The 17,790-nt window shown below is 67.2% G+C and carries 13 protein-coding genes; 10 read left to right on the top strand and 3 right to left on the bottom strand.

Annotated elements, in window-relative coordinates; translation table 11 throughout:
• Positions 1 to 240: 240 nt before the first annotated feature.
• The 9 genes from ACX12F_RS04105 (at position 241) to ACX12F_RS04065 (ending at position 12,066) form a co-directional block, all read left to right on the top strand.
• On the top strand, positions 241 to 1,887 hold the full coding sequence (locus tag ACX12F_RS04105) for an acyclic terpene utilization AtuA family protein (protein WP_459370233.1): 1,647 nt from the start codon (positions 241 to 243) through the stop codon (positions 1,885 to 1,887).
• Complete coding sequence (locus ACX12F_RS04100) at positions 1,884 to 3,032, top strand: acyl-CoA dehydrogenase family protein (RefSeq protein WP_459368380.1); 1,149 nt, start codon at positions 1,884 to 1,886, stop codon at positions 3,030 to 3,032. Before ACX12F_RS04105 ends, ACX12F_RS04100 begins: the two co-directional genes overlap by 4 nt.
• A gap of 31 nt (positions 3,033 to 3,063) precedes the next feature.
• A complete protein-coding gene (locus tag ACX12F_RS04095; RefSeq protein WP_459368379.1) occupies positions 3,064 to 4,659 on the top strand; it encodes an acyl-CoA carboxylase subunit beta in 1,596 nt (531 codons plus the stop codon).
• 88 nt (positions 4,660 to 4,747) lie between these two features.
• Positions 4,748 to 6,727 carry an acetyl/propionyl/methylcrotonyl-CoA carboxylase subunit alpha gene (locus tag ACX12F_RS04090; protein ID WP_459368378.1) on the top strand — a complete coding sequence of 660 codons (1,980 nt, stop codon included), beginning with the start codon at positions 4,748 to 4,750 and terminating at the stop codon, positions 6,725 to 6,727.
• Positions 6,728 to 6,730: 3 nt separating this feature from the next.
• Positions 6,731 to 7,888 (top strand): acyl-CoA dehydrogenase family protein, encoded by a 1,158-nt coding sequence (locus tag ACX12F_RS04085; protein ID WP_459368377.1) that lies wholly within the window; start codon positions 6,731 to 6,733, stop codon positions 7,886 to 7,888.
• Positions 7,889 to 7,899: 11 nt separating this feature from the next.
• Positions 7,900 to 8,667, top strand: a complete 768-nt coding sequence (locus ACX12F_RS04080) for an enoyl-CoA hydratase family protein (protein ID WP_459368376.1) — start codon at positions 7,900 to 7,902, stop codon at positions 8,665 to 8,667.
• A gap of 90 nt (positions 8,668 to 8,757) precedes the next feature.
• Positions 8,758 to 9,342, top strand: coding sequence for a DUF1707 SHOCT-like domain-containing protein (locus tag ACX12F_RS04075; protein ID WP_459368375.1), 585 nt, complete (start codon positions 8,758 to 8,760; stop codon positions 9,340 to 9,342).
• A gap of 181 nt (positions 9,343 to 9,523) precedes the next feature.
• On the top strand, positions 9,524 to 10,825 hold the full coding sequence (locus ACX12F_RS04070; RefSeq protein ID WP_459368374.1) for a DUF1800 domain-containing protein: 1,302 nt from the start codon (positions 9,524 to 9,526) through the stop codon (positions 10,823 to 10,825).
• 8 nt (positions 10,826 to 10,833) lie between these two features.
• Positions 10,834 to 12,066 (top strand): DUF1501 domain-containing protein, encoded by a 1,233-nt coding sequence (locus ACX12F_RS04065; RefSeq protein ID WP_459368373.1) that lies wholly within the window; start codon positions 10,834 to 10,836, stop codon positions 12,064 to 12,066.
• Positions 12,067 to 12,349: 283 nt separating this feature from the next.
• On the opposite strand, the gene ACX12F_RS04060 is transcribed toward ACX12F_RS04065, so the two are convergent.
• Together ACX12F_RS04060 and ACX12F_RS04055 are read right to left on the bottom strand one after the other, a co-directional pair.
• On the bottom strand, positions 12,350 to 14,347 hold the full coding sequence (locus ACX12F_RS04060) for a vWA domain-containing protein (RefSeq protein ID WP_459368372.1): 1,998 nt from the start codon (positions 14,345 to 14,347) through the stop codon (positions 12,350 to 12,352).
• Between the two features lie 50 nt (positions 14,348 to 14,397).
• The gene (locus tag ACX12F_RS04055; protein WP_459368371.1) at positions 14,398 to 15,792 is read right to left on the bottom strand and encodes a sigma 54-interacting transcriptional regulator; all 1,395 of its coding nucleotides are present in this window, start codon (positions 15,790 to 15,792) and stop codon (positions 14,398 to 14,400) included.
• A gap of 76 nt (positions 15,793 to 15,868) precedes the next feature.
• On the opposite strand from ACX12F_RS04055, the gene ACX12F_RS04050 reads away from it, so the two are divergent.
• Entirely contained in the window at positions 15,869 to 16,882 is a 1,014-nt protein-coding gene (locus tag ACX12F_RS04050; RefSeq protein WP_459368370.1) for an alpha/beta hydrolase, read from the top strand.
• Here ACX12F_RS04050 and ACX12F_RS04045 read toward each other — a convergent pair.
• Positions 16,879 to 17,772 carry a LysR family transcriptional regulator gene (locus ACX12F_RS04045; RefSeq protein ID WP_459368369.1) on the bottom strand — a complete coding sequence of 298 codons (894 nt, stop codon included), beginning with the start codon at positions 17,770 to 17,772 and terminating at the stop codon, positions 16,879 to 16,881. The two genes, ACX12F_RS04050 and ACX12F_RS04045, sit on opposite strands and share 4 nt — an antisense overlap.
• Positions 17,773 to 17,790: the final 18 nt, after the last annotated feature.

The raw sequence follows: 17,790 nt of genomic DNA, 5'->3' as shown, positions 1-17,790 counted from the left end.
ACGAAGGCCGGCAGAATCTACTTCGGTCCTCGCGTGCGCAGCGATTGCACCTCAGGATAGCCGCCGACCTGCGTAGGCTCCAAAACGTCGCCCCAACCGGGCAACACGCAACCCCGAACCCCCTTGACTCGGTACCGCTAGTACCGACTAACCTCCCTACCGGTTGGTTGAACGACGGGAGTGTGTGTGACATCACCAGCAGTCCGGATCGGAAACTGCTCAGGGTTCTATGGCGACCGGATGGCGGCGATGCACGAGATGCTCGCCGGCGGTGAACTGGACTACCTGACCGGCGACTACCTCGCCGAGCTCACCATGCTCATCCTCGCTCGAGACCGGGCCAAGAACTCCGACCTCGGCTATGCGAAGACCTTCCTGCGCCAGCTCGAGCAGTCCCTGGGCCTCGCCCTGGACAAGGGCGTCAAGATCGTGGCCAACGCCGGCGGCCTCAATCCGGGCGGCCTGGCGACCGCCGTGCGGGTACTGGCCGAGCGACTCGGCCTGTCCGTCAACGTGGCGCACGTCGAGGGCGACGACCTCGTCGGCCGTGCCGCCGAGCTGGGCTTCGGCACCCCACTGTCGGCCAACGCCTACCTCGGCGCCTGGGGCATCGTGGACTGCCTGAAGTCAGGGGCCGACGTCGTGGTCACCGGCCGGGTCACCGACGCCTCGGTGATCGTCGGACCGGCCGCCGCGCACTTCGGCTGGACCCGCACCGACTACGACGCACTCGCCGGCGCGGTCGCCGCGGGCCACGTCATCGAATGCGGCACTCAGGCGACGGGCGGCAACTTCAGCTTCTTCACCGAGATTCCCGACCTCATCCGCCCCGGGTTCCCCCTGGCCGAGATCGCCGCCGACGGCTCGTCGGTGATCACCAAGCACCCCGGCACCGGTGGCCGCGTCAGCGTCGACACCGTCACTGCGCAGCTGCTCTACGAGATCACTGGGGCGCGCTACGCCAACCCCGATGCCACCCTGCGAGTCGACTCGCTCGAGCTGACGTCCGACGGCGAGGACCGCGTGCGCATCTCCGGAGTACGCGGCGAGGCGCCGCCGCCCACGTTGAAGGTGTCGCTCAACAGCATCGGCGGTTTCCGCAACGCCGCGTCGTTCGTCCTCACCGGCCTGGACATCGAGGCGAAGGCGGATCTGCTGCAGCGCCAGCTGGAAGCGAGCATCACGGATCGCCCGGCCGAAGTGCAGTGGACGCTGGCCCGGACCGACCACCCCGACGCCGACACCGAGGAACGTGCCAGCGCCTTGCTGCACTGTGTGGTGCGCGATCCCGATCCAGCCAAGGTGGGCCGCAAGTTCTCGGCAGCCGCAGTCGAACTCGCGCTGGCCAGCTACCCGGGATTCACGACCACCGCGCCCCCGGGCGACGGGCAGGTGTACGGCCTGTTCAAGCCCGGCTACGTCGACGCGACATTGGTGCCGCACGTGGCGGTGCTGGCCGACGGCACCCGGGTCGACATCGCACCGTCCGCGGAGACCCTGGCGCTGGGCCCGGTCGATGATCCGTCGCTGCCCGAGCCGCTGCCCGCCGAGCCCACCCGCCGGGCACCGCTGGGCACCATTGCCGGAGCCCGCAGCGGCGACAAGGGCGGTGCGGCCAACGTCGGCGTCTGGGTCCGTGCTGACGACCAATGGCGTTGGCTGGCACACACTTTGACGGTCGACAAGCTGCGTGAGCTGTTGCCCGAGACGGCCGAGCTGCCCGTGACGCGACACCTGCTGCCCAACCTGCGCGCCATCAACTTCGTCATCGAGGGCATCCTCGGCGAAGGCGTCGCGTACCAGGCCCGATTCGATCCCCAGGCCAAGGGCCTCGGGGAATGGCTACGAACCCGTCATCTCGATATCCCGGAGGAACTTTTTTCGTGAGCATCTGGACCACACCCGAACGTGACGCACTGCGAAAGACCGTGCGCGCGTTCGCCGAACGGGAGATTCTGCCCCACGTCGACGAGTGGGAGCGCAGCGGTGAGCTGCCCCGCTCGCTGCACGAGGCAGCCGGTGCGGCGGGCCTGCTGGGTGCCCAGGCGCCCGAATCCGTCGGTGGTGGCGGCGGCGACGGCGCCGACGCGGTGATCGTCTGCGAGGAGCTGCATTACGCCGGCGTGCCCGGTGGAGTCTTCGCGTCGCTGTTCACCTGCGGCATCTCCACGCCGCACATGATCGCCTCGGGCGACCAGCGGCTGATCGACACCTACGTGCGACCGACGTTGCAGGGCAAGATGATCGGCTCGCTGGCCATCACCGAACCCGGCGGCGGCTCGGACGTCGGGCACCTGACCACGCGCGCCGAGCGCGACGGTGACGACTTCATCATCAACGGCGCCAAGACCTACATCACCTCGGGTGTGCGGGCCGACTACGTGGTGACCGCGGTGCGCACGGGCGGCCCTGGCGCGGCCGGTGTTTCGCTGATCGTGGTGGACAAGGACACCCCCGGCTTCACCGTCAGCCGCAAGCTGGAGAAGATGGGCTGGCGCTCGTCGGACACCGCGGAACTGTCCTATGTCGACGCCAGGGTGCCGGCTGCCAACCTCGTCGGGCCGGAGAACTCCGGCTTCCTGCAGATCGCGGGCGCCTTCGTCTCCGAGCGGGTCGGCCTTGCCGCGCAGGCTTACGCGAGCGCGCAGCGCTGCCTGGACCTGACCGTGCAGTGGTGCCGGGACCGCGAGACGTTCGGCCGGCCGCTGATCTCGCGGCAGTCGGTGCAGAACACCCTCGCCGAGATGGCACGGCGCATCGACGTCGCCCGGGTGTACACGCATCACCTGGTCGAGCGGGAGCTCGCCGGGGAAACGAACCTGATCGCCGAAGTCTGTTTCGCGAAGAACACCGCCGTCGAGGCCGGCGAGTGGGTGGCCAACGCGGGCGTGCAGTTGTTCGGCGGCATGGGCTATATGGCCGAGTCGGAAATCGAGCGGCAATACCGCGACATGCGCATCATCGGCATCGGTGGCGGTACCACCGAGATTCTGACCTCACTGGCCGCCAAGACGCTGGGGTTCCAGTCGTGACACAAGCAAGTAGCGGAGCGGATTGCGCATCATGACCCAGTTGAAATCCCGGCTCGACACCGCGTCGGCCGGATACACCGAAGCTGCCGCCGCAATGACGGCCAAGCTCACCGAGCTGGATGCCGAGCACGCCAAGGCGCTGGCCGGCGGCGGCGCGAAATACGTCGACCGCCACCATGCCCGTGGCAAGCTCACCGCGCGTGAGCGCATCGAGCAGCTGGTCGACCAGGACTCCCCGTTCCTGGAGCTGAGCCCGCTGGCCGCGTGGGGCAGCGACTTCGTCGTCGGCGCCAGCCTGGTCACCGGCATCGGGACGGTCGAAGGTGTCGAGTGCCTGATCGTCGCCAATGATCCGACCGTCAAGGGCGGTACCAGCAACCCATGGACGCTGAAGAAGATCCTGCGCGCCAACCAGATTGCGCGGGAGAACCGGCTTCCGGTGATCTCGATGGTCGAGTCGGGCGGCGCGGACCTGCCCACCCAGAAAGAGATCTTCATTCCGGGCGGCGCGATGTTCCGCGATCTGACCCGGCTGTCGGCGGAGGGCATTCCGACCATTGCGCTGGTGTTCGGCAACTCTACCGCCGGCGGCGCCTACATCCCCGGCATGTCCGACCACGTGGTGATGATCAAGGAGCGCTCGAAGGTGTTCCTGGCCGGGCCGCCGCTGGTCAAGATGGCCACCGGCGAGGAGTCCGACGACGAATCCCTCGGTGGCGCCGAAATGCACTCCCGCACATCGGGTCTCGGCGACTACTTCGCACAGGACGAGCTCGACGCCATCCGCATCGGCCGCCGCATCGTGGCCCGGCTGAACTGGCACAAGCAGGGCCCGACGCCGGCGCCGGTGGTGCCACCGCTCTACCCCGAGGACGAACTGCTGGGGATCGTCGGCGCCGACCTGCGCATCCCGTTCGATCCGCGCGACGTCATCGCCCGCATCGTCGACGGTTCGGACTTCGACGAGTTCAAGCCGCTGTACGGCTCGTCGCTGGTGACCGGCTGGGCCACGCTGTGGGGCTACCCGGTCGGCATCCTGGCCAACGCGCGCGGCGTGTTGTTCAGTGAGGAATCCCAGAAGGCCACCCAGTTCATCCAGCTGGCCAACCGCGCCGACACGCCATTGTTGTTCCTGCACAACACGACCGGCTACATGGTCGGTAAGGCGTATGAGGAAGGCGGCATGATCAAGCACGGCTCGATGATGATCAACGCCGTCTCCAATTCGAAGGTGCCGCACATCTCGCTGCTCATCGGCGCCTCGTACGGCGCCGGTCACTACGGCATGTGCGGCCGGGCCTACGACCCCCGGTTCTTGTTCGCCTGGCCCAGTGCAAAGTCCGCGGTGATGGGTGGCGCGCAGCTGGCCGGCGTGCTCTCCATCGTCAGCCGGGCGGCCACCGAAGCCCGGGGCGGCCAGGTCGACGAAGCCGCCGATGCGGCGCTGCGTGCCGCCGTCGAAGCGCAGATCGATGCCGAATCGCTGCCGGCGTTCCTGTCCGGCCGGCTCTACGACGACGGCATCATCGACCCCCGCGACACCCGCACCGTGCTGGGAATGTGCTTGTCCGCCATTGCCAATGCCCCGATCGAGGGGACGTCGAACTTCGGCGTCTTCCGGATGTGACCATGGAAATTGCTGCCGCCGAACGTGAGCTTGTGCACGAGTTTTCGGTGATATCTCGAACACAAGCTCACGTTCGGCCGGAGGAAAAATGATTCAGAAAGTACTGGTGGCCAACCGCGGTGAAATTGCTCGCCGGGTGTTCGCCACCTGCCGCCGGCTCGGCATCGGCACCGTCGCGGTGTACACCGATCCCGACGTTGCCGCGCCCCACGTCGCCGAGGCCGACGACCGGGTGCGGCTCGAGGGTCGCACCGGTTATCTCGACGCCGCCCAGCTGATTGCCGCGGCCAAGGCCTCCGGTGCCGACGCCATCCACCCCGGCTACGGATTCCTCTCGGAGAACCCCGATTTCGCCGCCGCAGTGCAAGACGCCGGGCTGACGTGGATCGGCCCACCGGTGGCCGCGGTACAGGCCATGGGCTCCAAGATCGAGGCCAAGAAGCTGATGTCGGCGGCCGGCGTTCCGGTACTGACCGAGCTGGACCCCGACTCCGTAACGGCCGACCAACTGCCGGTGCTGATCAAGGCTTCCGCCGGCGGCGGCGGCCGCGGCATGCGGGTGGTTCGCGAATTGTCCGCGTTGCCGGCCGAAGTCGCGGCCGCGCAGCGCGAGGCCCAGTCCGCATTCGGCGACCCGACGGTGTTCTGCGAGCGCTATCTGGCCAGCGGGCACCACATCGAGGTTCAGGTGATGGCCGACGCGCACGGCACAGTGTGGGCCGTCGGCGAACGCGAGTGCTCCATCCAGCGGCGCCACCAGAAGGTCATCGAGGAGGCACCGTCCCCGCTCGTGGAGCGGACCGCGGGCATGCGCGCCAAGCTGTTCGAGGCGGCCCGGCTGGCGGCGACCGCGATCGGTTACACCGGCGCCGGCACCGTGGAGTTCATGGCCTCCGGAGAAGATGGGGCGGACGGTGAATTCTTCTTCCTGGAGATGAACACCCGCCTGCAGGTCGAGCACCCGGTCACCGAGGAGACCACCGGACTCGATCTGGTCGAGCTGCAGCTGGCCGTAGCGGATGGGCGACGGCTCGATCAGGAACCACCGGTGACGCAAGGACATTCGATCGAGGCCCGGCTCTACGCCGAGGACCCGGCGAAGGACTGGCAGCCACAGGCGGGCACGATGCACCGATTCGAGGTGCCGGGTACCCGAACCGAGTTCAGTCTGCTGGGCCGCGCCGGAACGCGCGTCGACTCCGGCATCGTCGACGGTTCGGTGGTGTCGGTGTTCTACGACCCGATGCTGGCCAAGGTCATCTCGTTCGCACCGACGCGCGACCGGGCGGCGGCGATCCTCGCCGACGCGCTGTCCCGGGCGCGCATTCACGGCCTGCGCACCAACCGCGACCTGTTGGTGAATGTGTTGCGGCACCCCGCCTTCCTGGCCGGTGACACCGACACCGCGTTCTTCGACACGCACGGCCTGGCCGAACTGGCGGCGCCCACAGGCGCGGACATCACGCTGGCCGCCGTCGCCGCCGCCCTGGCCGACGCCGCGCACAACCGCGCCACGGCAACGGTTTTCGCCGCCGCGCCGAGCGGTTGGCGCAACCTCGCGTCGGGGTACCAGAGCCGTTCGTACAGTGACGCAGCCGGAGCCGAGCATCAGGTGCGGTACCGGTTCACCCGCGACGGCGTCGAGCTTCCCGACTGCGACGACGTGACTGTGGTGACCACCGATCCCGCTCGCGTGGTGTTGGCACGGAGCGGCGTTGAGCGGTCGTTCGACGTCGCCCGGTACGGAGCCGACGTGTTCGTCGACTCCCCCGGCGGCGCTATCCACCTGGTGACTCAGCCGCGGTTCCCCGATCCGGACTCCGCCGTCGCCAAGGGCTCGCTGCTGGCGCCGATGCCCGGCTCCGTGGTGCGCGTCGGCGCGACCGTCGGCGACCAGGTCACGGCCGGCCAGCCCCTGATCTGGCTGGAAGCCATGAAGATGGAACACACCATCGCCGCACCGGATTCCGGTGTGCTCGCCGAACTCAACGTGCAACCCGGGCAGCAGGTCGATGTCGGCGCTGTCATGGCCCGCATCGAACCCCCCGTAAACCCCGAAGGAGAATGACAAATGAGCTTCATCGAATCCGAAGAGCGCAAGGCGCTGCGCGAGGCCGTCGTCGGGATGGCCGCGAAGTTCGGCCAGGACTACTTCCTGGACAAGGCCCGCGCCGGGCAGCACACCGACGAATTGTGGGCTGAGGCCGGCAAACTCGGCTTCCTGGGCGTCAACATGCCCGAGGAGTACGGCGGTGGTGGTGCCGGGATGTACGAGCTGAGCCTGGTCATGGAAGAGATGGCCGCAAACGGCTGTCCGCTGCTGATGATGGTCGTCTCGTCGGCCATCAACGGCACCATCATCTCCAAGTACGGCACCGAGGAGCAGAAGAAGCGCTGGGTCCCGGGTCTCGCGGACGGCTCGCTCACCATGGCTTTCGCGATCACCGAACCCGACGCCGGCTCCAACAGCCACCGCATCACCACGACGGCCCGCCGCGATGGCAGCGACTGGATCCTGTCCGGGCAGAAGGTCTTCATCTCGGGCATCGACCAGGCGGACGCCGTGCTGGTGGTCGGACGCACCGAAGACCACAAGACCGGCAACCTGAAGCCGGCGCTGTTCGTGGTGCCCACCGATGCGCCGGGCCTGACCTGGACCAAGATCGAGATGGAGATCATCAGCCCGGAGAGCCAGTTCCAGGTGTTCCTGGACGAGGTGCGGCTGCCGGCCGATGCGCTCGTCGGCTCCGAAGACGCCGCCATCGCGCAGCTGTTCGCCGGGCTGAACCCCGAGCGGATCATCGGTGCGGCCATGGCCGTCGGCACCGGTCGTCTCGCCATCCGCACCGCCACCGAGTACGTCAAGACCCGCCAGGTGTGGAAAGTCCCGGTCGGTGCTCATCAGGGCATCTCGCACCCGCTCGCCCAGATTCATATCGAGCTCGAGTTGGCCAAGCTGATGATGCAAAAAGCCGCGACGCTGTATGACGCCGGTGACGACTTCGGCGCCGCCGAGGCGGCCAACATGGCCAAGTACGCCGCCGGTGAAGCGTCGGTGCGCGCCGTCGATCAGGCTGTGCAATCGTTGGGCGGTAACGGCCTGACCAAGGAGTACGGCATCGCCGCCGCCGTCACCGCATCGCGGTTGGCGCGGATCGCTCCCGTCAGCCGGGAAATGGTGCTGAACTTCGTCGCACAGACCTCGCTGGGCCTGCCGCGCTCGTACTGAACAGGAACCCCATGACCGCCCTTGTGCATTACTCCGTCGAAGACGGCGTCGCCCGATTGACGCTGGATTCACCGCACAACCGCAATGCGATGTCGACCGCACTGGTAGACCAGCTGCGGCAGGGCCTCATCGATGCGGCCGACGATCCGGGCGTGCGGGTGGTGGTGCTCGGCCACACCGGCGGCACCTTCTGCGCCGGCGCTGACCTCAGTGAAGCCGCCGGACGCGATCCCGGCGACCTTGCCACGGCCCGCGCCCTGGAGGCCGCAAGGTTGCTGCGATCGATCCTGGAGCTGCCCGTTCCGGTGATCGCCGCCATCGACGGCCACGTCCGGGCGGGCGGCATGGGACTGATCGGTGCCTGCGACCTGGTTGTCGCAGGCACCGCAAGCACCTTCGCATTGACCGAGGCCCGAATCGGCGTGGCGCCGTCGATCATCTCGCTGACGCTGCTGCCGAAGATGACGGCCCGTGCGGCGGGTCGCTACTTCGTCACGGGTGAGAAGTTCGGTGCTGAGGAGGCCGAACGGATCGGCCTGGTGACCATCGCGACAGACGACGTACCTGCCGCGGTGGCGAAACTGACCGATGAGATCACCAAGGGCTCACCGCAGGGTCTGGCCACGTCGAAGGCGCTGACCACGGCGTCGATCCTGGCTGATTTCGACCGCGATGCCGAGAAGCTGGCCAAGCAATCGGCAGAGTTGTTCGTCTCCGACGAGGCACGGGAAGGCATGATGGCCTTCCTGCAGAAGCGGCAGCCGAACTGGAGTAAGTGATCCACATCCCGTAACGGATATGACGTCGATGCGGCCACAGTTTGTAACAGCAGCCTTGCAAGTTGCTGTGATCGTCGTAGGCTCGATTTGATGAGCACCCCAGGTTCGCGCGCACAGATGCGCGCCGCCGATACCGACCGGATACAGGTCGCTCACCTCCTCAGCGACGCGGCCGCGCAGGGGCGGCTGCCGATGTCCGAGTACGAGGACCGACTGAACCGCGCCTATTCGGCGCAGACGTACGCCGAACTGTTGAAGCTGAGCGCCGACCTGCCGTACATCACCACCGCACCGTGGGAAGCGGGCGGCGAATGCCACCCCGCGCCCTCGACGTTGCTGCTGGCGATCATGAGCGGATTCGAGCGGCGGGGCCGCTGGAACGTGCCACAGCGGCTGACGTCGTTCTCGTTGTTCGGCGGCGGCGTCATCGATCTGCGGTACGCAGATTTCACCTCTCCCGACGTCGAGATCCACTCCTACTCGATCTTCGGTGGCCAGACGATCCTGCTGCCACCGGAGGTCAACGTCGACGTCCACGGTGTCGGTGTCATGGGCGCGTTCGACCACCTCGGGCAGCGGGGCACCCCCGGGGCCCCGCGCGTCACCATCCGTGGCTTCTCGCTGTGGGGCCGCGTCGGCATCAAATCCAAGAAGCGCAAGCCTCCGCCCTCCTAGCTCCCTCACGACGAGCTTGCGCAGGGGCTGGACCTCCCACGAGCGTGCGCGTCTGCCCCCAACACGCCGTCATAGGCGTGCACATTGGTGACGTTCGCGGCCGACGAGCGTGACAAAACTACACAGCATCGGGTACTCGGGCTCATAGCGCGCACTTAAGCTCGCCCTTCACCATTGCGTCATGCCCACGCAGTCAGCGGAGTGGATGGCCACGGCACGGCTGTTGCGCCGCACCGGTTTCGGCACCACCGGTCGCGCCGTCGATGCTGCCGTCGCGCAACCGGACCATCTGACCGCAGCGCTCGACTCGCACCCAGAGGCCGATCCCGGCGCCAAATCGACGCCCCTGCCGGAGTTCCGCGCGTCCATCCCACCCGGCAAAGGCGCGACCGCCGCAGCGCGGAAGGAGTACAACCGCGGTCTCAACGATGAGATGCACACCCTGTCACAGTGGTGGCTGAACCGCATGGTGGCGGTACAGCAGCCGGTCCACGAGAAGCTGACTTTGCTGTGGCACAACCACTTTGCCACCTCTGCGCGCAAAGTCCGGGCCGCAGGGCTGATGGCCATACAGAACCAGAAACTACGGACCGGCGCACTCGGCGACTTCCGGTCGCTCGCGTACTCGATGCTCACCGACCCGGCCATGCTGCGCTGGCTGGATGGTCAGCAGAACACCGAGAAGGCCGCCAACGAGAATTTGTCTCGCGAGTTCATGGAGCTCTTCGCGCTCGGCCACGGGAACGGCTACACCGAATCCGACGTGCGAGAAGGGGCCCGTGCACTGACCGGGTGGGTGATCAATGACGGGCAGTCCAGCCTGGTCCACAAACGGCACGACGCCGGAGACAAGACCGTGCTGGGTGTGACGGGTGCCCTGGACGCCGCGGGATTCTGTGACGCCGTGCTGGCACGACCGGAGTCTGGCGAGTTTGTGGCGCAACGGCTCTGGCAGCAACTCGCGTCGGACGACCCGCCGTCGGCGCCGACGTTGTCTCGACTGGTCGGCGCATACGGCACCGACCGCGACTTGAAGGCACTGACCCTGGCCATCCTGACCGACCCGGAGTTTCTCTCCCACCCCGCGTCCCTGGTGAACACTCCGGTGGAGTGGACCGTCGGGCTGGTGCGTGCCCTCAAGGTGCCGACGACGCGGAATGCGCAGCTGATCGACCAAACCCTGAAAATGCTTGGCCAGCAGCCCTTCTACCCGCCAGACGTCGGTGGCTGGCCGCGTGGCCAGGCCTGGCTGTCCACCGCGGGCGCAGGAGTGCGGCTACGCGCGGCCACCGCGCTGGCCCGTAAGGGTGACCTCTCCGCCATATCCGACGCGGCACCGTCGGATCGCATCGACGCGGCCGGATACCTGCTCGGCATCGGCTCGTGGTCGGACCAGAGCGCAGCCGCGCTGCGCCCCCTGGTCAACCGCCCACCCGAACTGGTGGCCACTGCGGCGAACACGCCCGAGAACCTGACGTCGTAGGGGTGCACATGGTTGAGATGAATCGGCGCAGGTTTCTGTTCGCCAGCACGGGATTGACCGCGGCGGGACTGCTGGCCGGCGCCACCTTCGGATTGCCCGACCTGCTGCAGGCCGCGCACGATCGTCCGCTGGCACAGGGCTCGGGCGTCCTGGTGCTGGTCACGATGTACGGCGGCAACGACGGCATCAATACGCTGATCCCCTACGCAGACTCGGCCTACCACCAGTCCCGGCCCGAATTGGCTTACGCCGCATCCGATGTGCTGCATCTGGACTCGGCGCTCGGGTTGAACCCCGGGATGCCCGGGCTGGCCAAACTGTGGCAGCAGCAGCAATTGGCGGTGATCCGCGGAGTCGGCTATCCCAAACCCGACCACAGTCATTTCCGATCGATGGACATCTGGCAGACCGCCTCGCCGGACGAGCCGGTGGCTACCGGTTGGATCGGACGGTGGCTCGACGCGACCGGGGACGACCCGCTGCGCGCGGTGAACGTCGGCACGGTCCTGCCGCCCCTGGCGGTCGGCGAAAAAGTTACCGCTGCAGCACTTTCGGTCAATGGTGACCATACGGTCAAGTCGTTCGCCAACACCATCGACGCCCTGGGCACACCGGCCGCTCAGGACACTCCGGCCATGGCGATGGTGCGCCAGTCGTATCGGGCCGCGCAGACGACCGACGCTGCGCTGCAGCCCGCCACGCAATCCGATACGCGGCCCGCATCGCACAAGGGTAAGTCGCCGACCACGAAGGACAAGTCGGACAATGCCCTCGCTGACCAGCTCGGGGTGGTGGCACGCTGCATCAAGGCCGGCGTCCCGACGCGGGTGTACAGCGTGAGCTTGGGCGGATTCGACACTCACGCCAACGAACGCGGGACCCAGCAGCGGCTGCTGAGCCAACTCGACACCGCGGTGACCGGCTTCCTCGACCAGATGGCCGGCGACCCGCACGGAAGAAACGTTGTGCTGATGGCGTATTCAGAGTTTGGTCGCCGAGTACGCGCCAACGCGTCGCAGGGCACCGACCACGGCACGGCCGGCCCGATGTTCATCGCCGGCGCCCCGGTCAAGGGTGGTTTCTACGGCGACGAGCCGTCACTGACCGATCTGGACAACGGAGATCTGAAGGTCACCACCGACTTCCGCGACGTCTATCACGAGGTCCTCGCCCGGACGCTCGGGGCAGATCCGGACCCCGTGGTGGGCGGGGGCCGCAAGGACGTCGGCTTCCTCGCGTGATCAATCCGGGGTAACCCCAGGCCAAGGCATCCCGCCAGTTGACTGTGCACCTACGCAGCCGGCCACCTCGATCTTTGTCTGCGTAGACGCAATCTCAATGCGCACAGGACTTTTGCTTGTCGACTGCTCAGCAGCCAAAGAGCGGGGGTACTTAAAGCTATCGGCGTCGAGCCCTACGCCGAATGTGCAGCTTTCTATGCCGGATCCCGTCCGCAGCGCCACCAGAAGCTGCACGTTCGACGTAGCACTCGGGACGATATGGGTGTTCGACGCCCGGATGGATTCAGCGCCGGCGCCGCCGCGAGCGCAGGTAGTCACCGACGACGGCCGCACCCAATCCGTCGAGTTCCGGCACCACGACACGTCCTTCGACGCGGCGCGCCACCTGGTCGATGAACCGGGCCAGGCCGGGATCACTCCCCAACCGGAAGATGGTGATCTGCGCGCCCATTCGGGCCACCTCGTCGAAGCTGCGCACCGTGAAGGCGATGGTGCGCGGATGCGGTGGGTAGTCGAAGAACGTCGCCGGCGGCTGAGCCGCCGATCTGGCTCCAGTCCCGTTTCCATACACCTCCAGATGGGCCGTCGGCTCACCGTCGGTGACGACCAGGATGACCGGCTGTGCATTGGGATGCCGACGCAGATGCCGGCCGGCGAGCAACAGTGCGTGGTGCAAATTGGTGCCCTGCTCGTAGACGCCTTCCAGCCCGGTCAGTTCAGCCGCCGAGACGGTGCGGGCATGCCGGCCAAAAGCGATGATCTGCAACGCATCCGAGCGGAATCGGGTGCTCACCAGGTGGTTGAGCGCCAGCGCGGTGCGCTTCATCGGCAGCCACCGATTCTCCATCACCATGGAGAACGAGGTGTCCACCAACAGCGCCACCACGGCCTGGGTGCGGGTCTCGGTTTCCGAGATCTCCACATCGTCGACGCTGATCCGCAGCGGGCCGTCCTGACCCGTACCCGCCTGCCGCAGCACCGTGTTGGTCAACGTGCGCGTCACGTTCCAGGGCTCGGTGTCACCGAACTGCCACGGCCGGGTGGCACCCGTCAGTTCGCCTGCCGCACCCGCCCGGCGGGTATCCCGTTCGCCGTGCCTGCCGGAAAGCTGTTGCGCTACATCGCGCAGCGCCGCCTGCCCGAGCTGGCGCATGGCTTTGGGCGACAACCGCCACTGCCCGTCCGAGCCACGATCCAGGAAGCCCTGGTTCATCAGGGTGCGTTCCAGCTCCGCCAAGGCCCGTGCGTCGACGGCGGCCTCGTCACCCAGTTGCCGGGCCAGCATGTCCAGATCAACATCGTCCATCTGAGCACCGGCGTAACTCTGCGAAAGCTGTTCCGCCAGCTGCTCCAACTCAGCGATATCCTCCATCGCCTGAGCGGCCTCACCCATACCCAGCGGATTGTTGCCCGTGAAACTCCGTTCCCCCGTCCAGTCCTCACCCGGGCGGGCAGCCTGCAGGTTGGCGTCGAGTCGGCCGAGCGCGTTCATCAACGACGGCGACCCGAAGGCCTGCTGTGCCAACGCATCCAATTCGGCTCGCTGATCCGGGGACAGGCTGTTGCGGAATCGCTGCGCAGCCGCGGCACGCTGGGCCAGGGAGTCCAGCAGCTCGTCGACATTCTGCGGATTCTCCGGGAAGAACTGGCCGTGCTTGGCCATGAAGTCCTGGAAATCCTGTTGGGTGTCTTCACCCTTGGCGTGTTTCTCCAACAGGTTGTTCAGGTCGTCGAGCATGTCACTCACGGCCTGCCGGTCCTCGTCGGTGGCGTTCTCCAGCGCATCCTTCATGCCCGCGAACCGCTGGTCCAGCATCTCCCGGCCCAACAGATCCTTGATCTGGTCGTACTTCTGCCGCGCTTCTCCCGAGCGCCAGTCGTATTCGGAGAGCTCCTGCACGGCCTTGGCCGGTGACGGCGACAACGACTCCAGCTGCAATTCGCCGAACCGCGCGTCGTCGTCGAGAGCCCGGGCCAGTTCCTTGCGTTCGGCGAGCACCGCCTCGTCGAGCAGCTTCTTGATCTCCTGTAGCGTGCCGTCAAGGTTGTTGCGCGACAGCAACTCCCGCCGACGCCGGTTGGCCTCGGCGGCCAGCCGGTCGGCGCCGCGCATGTTCTGGGTACCGCGCCGCAGCAGCTCGGACAGCGCGCGCCGGGGCGACGCGCCTTCCATGACGTCCTGCCCGATCTGCTCCAGCGCCTCCCGGAGATCGACGGGAGGCGCCAGCGGGTCGGGGCCGCCGGTGTAGCGCGAGTACCGCGAGAGGTTCCTATGCCCCATGGCCGCACTCCTCAACGCAGCTCGTCCCTCGCTGCTTGATCGTCGTCCGGCTAGCCATATACCGTTTCGCCGTCGTCAGAGGTCTTGTCGATGCGCTTGGCCAGATATAGCGCTTCCAGCGCCAGCTCGACGGCCGCCGCCCGCTCGCCGTCCGACTGCGCACCCAGCCGGTCGGCGACCGCATCGATCACCGGCAGGTCAGGCAGCGCGGCCAGCACGTCCTTGGCCGACACCCGCTCGCCCGTCGTCACCGGTGAATCCCCTTCCACCGCAGCGACCAACGACCCGACGTCGATGCCACCGAGCAGCCGCTGTGCGGTGTCTGCGGTCGCGCGGCGCAGCAAGTGTTCCAGCACCGCCTGCTCACGTCCTTCCTCGCCGGACTCGAATTCCAGCTTGCCGCGCAGCACGCCGATCACCGTCTGCAGATCGACCACGCGGGCCACGGGGTCTTGCTCACCCAGGATCGCGGAACGATGCTGGGCCGCCGCACCGACGGTTTCCGCCGCAGCGATGGCGAACCTGGCCGAGACGCCCGACCGCTGATCGATCGACTGCGACTCACGCAGGTACCGCGCAAAGCGAGCCAGAATTTGCAGCAGGTACTCCGGCACCTCGGCGCCCAGGTGCGCCTCCTGCTTGATGACGCCCACCTCGGCGTCAAGCTCCAGCGGGTAGTGGGTCCGAATCTCGGCACCGAAGCGGTCCTTCAGCGGCGTGATGATGCGGCCACGGTTGGTGTAGTCCTCGGGGTTTGCGCTGGCGACCACGAGCACGTCCAGCGGCAGACGCAGGGTGTAGCCGCGGACCTGGATGTCGCGCTCCTCCATCACGTTGAGCATCGCGACCTGAATGCGCTCGGCGAGGTCGGGCAGCTCGTTGATCGCGACGATGCCGCGGTGCGCCCGCGGGATGAGGCCATAGGCGATGGTTTCCGGGTCCCCCAGGCTGCGTCCCTCGGCGACCTTGATGGGGTCGATGTCGCCGACCAGGTCGGCGACGCTCGTGTCGGGCGTTGCCAGCTTCTCGAAATAGCGCTCACTGCGGTGTTGCCAGGTGATCGGGAGGTCGTCGCCTGAATCCGCGGCCCGGCGGATCGACTCGGGCGTGATCGGCGAGTAGGGGTGCTCACCGAGCTCCGAGCCCGCGATGACGGGCGTCCATTCGTCCAGCAGCCCGACCAGACCGCGCAACAGGCGGGTCTTGCCCTGGCCGCGTTCACCGAGCAGCACGACATCGTGCCCGGCGATCAGCGCGCGCTCGAGCTGTGGCAGGACGGTGTCCTCGAATCCGAAGATGCCGGGCCAGACGTCCTTGCCGTCAGCCAGCGCTGCCAGCAGGTTCTCGCGGATCTCGGTCTTGATGCCCCGTTCGCGGTGGCCCGTTGCTTTCAGCGCGCCGACGGTCTTGGGCAGATCGGCTGGCAGGTCGTTAGGTGATGTCACGACCTCCACGCTACGACGGTGCTTCGTGACCGGCAGCACCTTGGGCTCCGGACCTTTACCCAGTACCCTCGGTATCGTGAACTCGCTCGACTGGACTCACCGCCCCACCGACCTCGAGTTCGGCCCCGCCGCGTGGCAGAGCCGACTGCTCGGCGGGTTGACCGCGGTGTTCGTCCGCCCGGTAATCGCCCTGCTCACGCTCATTGGCATGATCGTCAACCGGTTCCATCCCGACCTGGTCCAACGCGGCCGCTACGACATCATTGACGGGCCGTTCCGCGCGTTCCGCGCGCTGCCCGGCACGACGGTGACACCGATCGCGTTGGACGACTGCGACGCCGAATGGATCGTCGCGCCGAACGCCCAGGCGTCCGATCGCGTGATGATCTACTTCCACGGTTCGGCGCTGATCACCCTCGGCCTGAACTCGCACCGCCGCTGGGCCAGCAAGCTCTCGGCCGCGACCGGCGCGCGGGTGCTGAACGTGGGCTATCGACTGGCACCGCAGGCCCTGATCGAGGACGCCATCGCCGACGGCGTGTGCGCCTACCGACTGGTGTTGGCCTCCGGCGTCGACGCGAAGAAGATCGTGTTCGCGGGCGACTCTGCCGGCGGCCTGATCGCTACCGGCACCGCACTCGCTGTGCGTGATGCGGGCCTGCAGGTGCCTGCCGGCCAAATCCTGCTGTCGCCGCTGACGTCGTCCGACATGAATCTGAAGTACAACGCGATGCTCGAACACCGCGATGTGCTGTTCCCGTTCATGGCGGTGAAGTACCTCTACGACGTGTTCGCGACGAAGAACGGCACCCATCCGGTGCCGGAGATGCCGACCGAAGCCGACCTGCACGGCCTGGGACCGACGCTCCTGCAGGTCGGCAACAGCGAGATGCTGCGCAACGACTCGTTCGCGCTCGCCGACGCGCTGCGCGCGGCCGGCGCTCTCGCCTGGGTTCAGGTCTGGGACAAGGCGATGCACATGTTCCAGCTGAGCTTCGACATCAACCCGGATGCCCGCAAGGCCGTCACCGAGATCGTGGACTTCTTCGAATACGCCACCACGCAGCAGCCCCGCGAGGTCGCCTCTTAACCACGCGCCGACCATTCGGCGCGCAGAAAGGTGAGCAGCCGCCGAGCCGCGGGCGTGACCGCGGTCGACGCCCACGCGAGTGCGATCTCTCGCTGATAGGTGTTGGGTGTCAACGGAATTTCCCGCACCTTGCGCGACGTGTGCTCATCATGCGGTAGCAGCGCAATACCCATCCCCCGCCCTACGAGCTCGCGGATCGTTGAGAATTCGGTGATCTCCACCGGCACGTGTGGCGTGAATCCCGAGTCACGGCACCAGCTTTCAGTCGCCTGCCGCAGGTGATAGCTGGCCGGGTTGGCGATGAACGTCTCGTGTCGCAATTCGTCCAAGCGGAGACGACGACGCGCGGAGAGCGGATGGGCCGCGGGTAACACGGCCCGGATCTGTTGGCCGCCGATCACCACATGGTCGACGTCGCCGGGCGGAGGGATGACCACTGCCACATCGAGCGTCCCGGCGTTGAGGTCTGCGGCCAGTTCGCTGCCGTGAGCTTGTTTGATCTGCAGCCTGATTCCCGGTGCGCGCCGGTGGAATTCGGTGATCAGGCTGGGAACCACGCCGGCTCCCATGGTCAGGGGGAAGCCGAACCGGATGGTGCCGTACTCGGGGTCGGCTTCCCCTGCAATCGTCTCGATGGTGACTTCGAGCTCACGCAGCGGACGCCGCGCCCGCTCGGCAAGCTGCACTGCGGCCGGTGTCAGACGCACCGACCGCCCCTCCCGAACGAGCAACGGGACGCCCAACGTCTTCTCCAACGCATGAATGCGGCGGCTCATCGACGACTGCGGAATCCCCAGACTGTCAGCGGCCCGGGTCATGTGCCCATCGTGGGAATCAAGTTCCTCGAGCGCCCGCAGTTGCGGTGCGAGCTGGCTCATCCATTGATCCATATTCGGATGGTAATGGCC

Source organism: Mycolicibacterium sp. HS_4_1, assembly GCF_054515875.1.
This window is presented reverse-complemented; position numbering and strand designations above follow the sequence as displayed.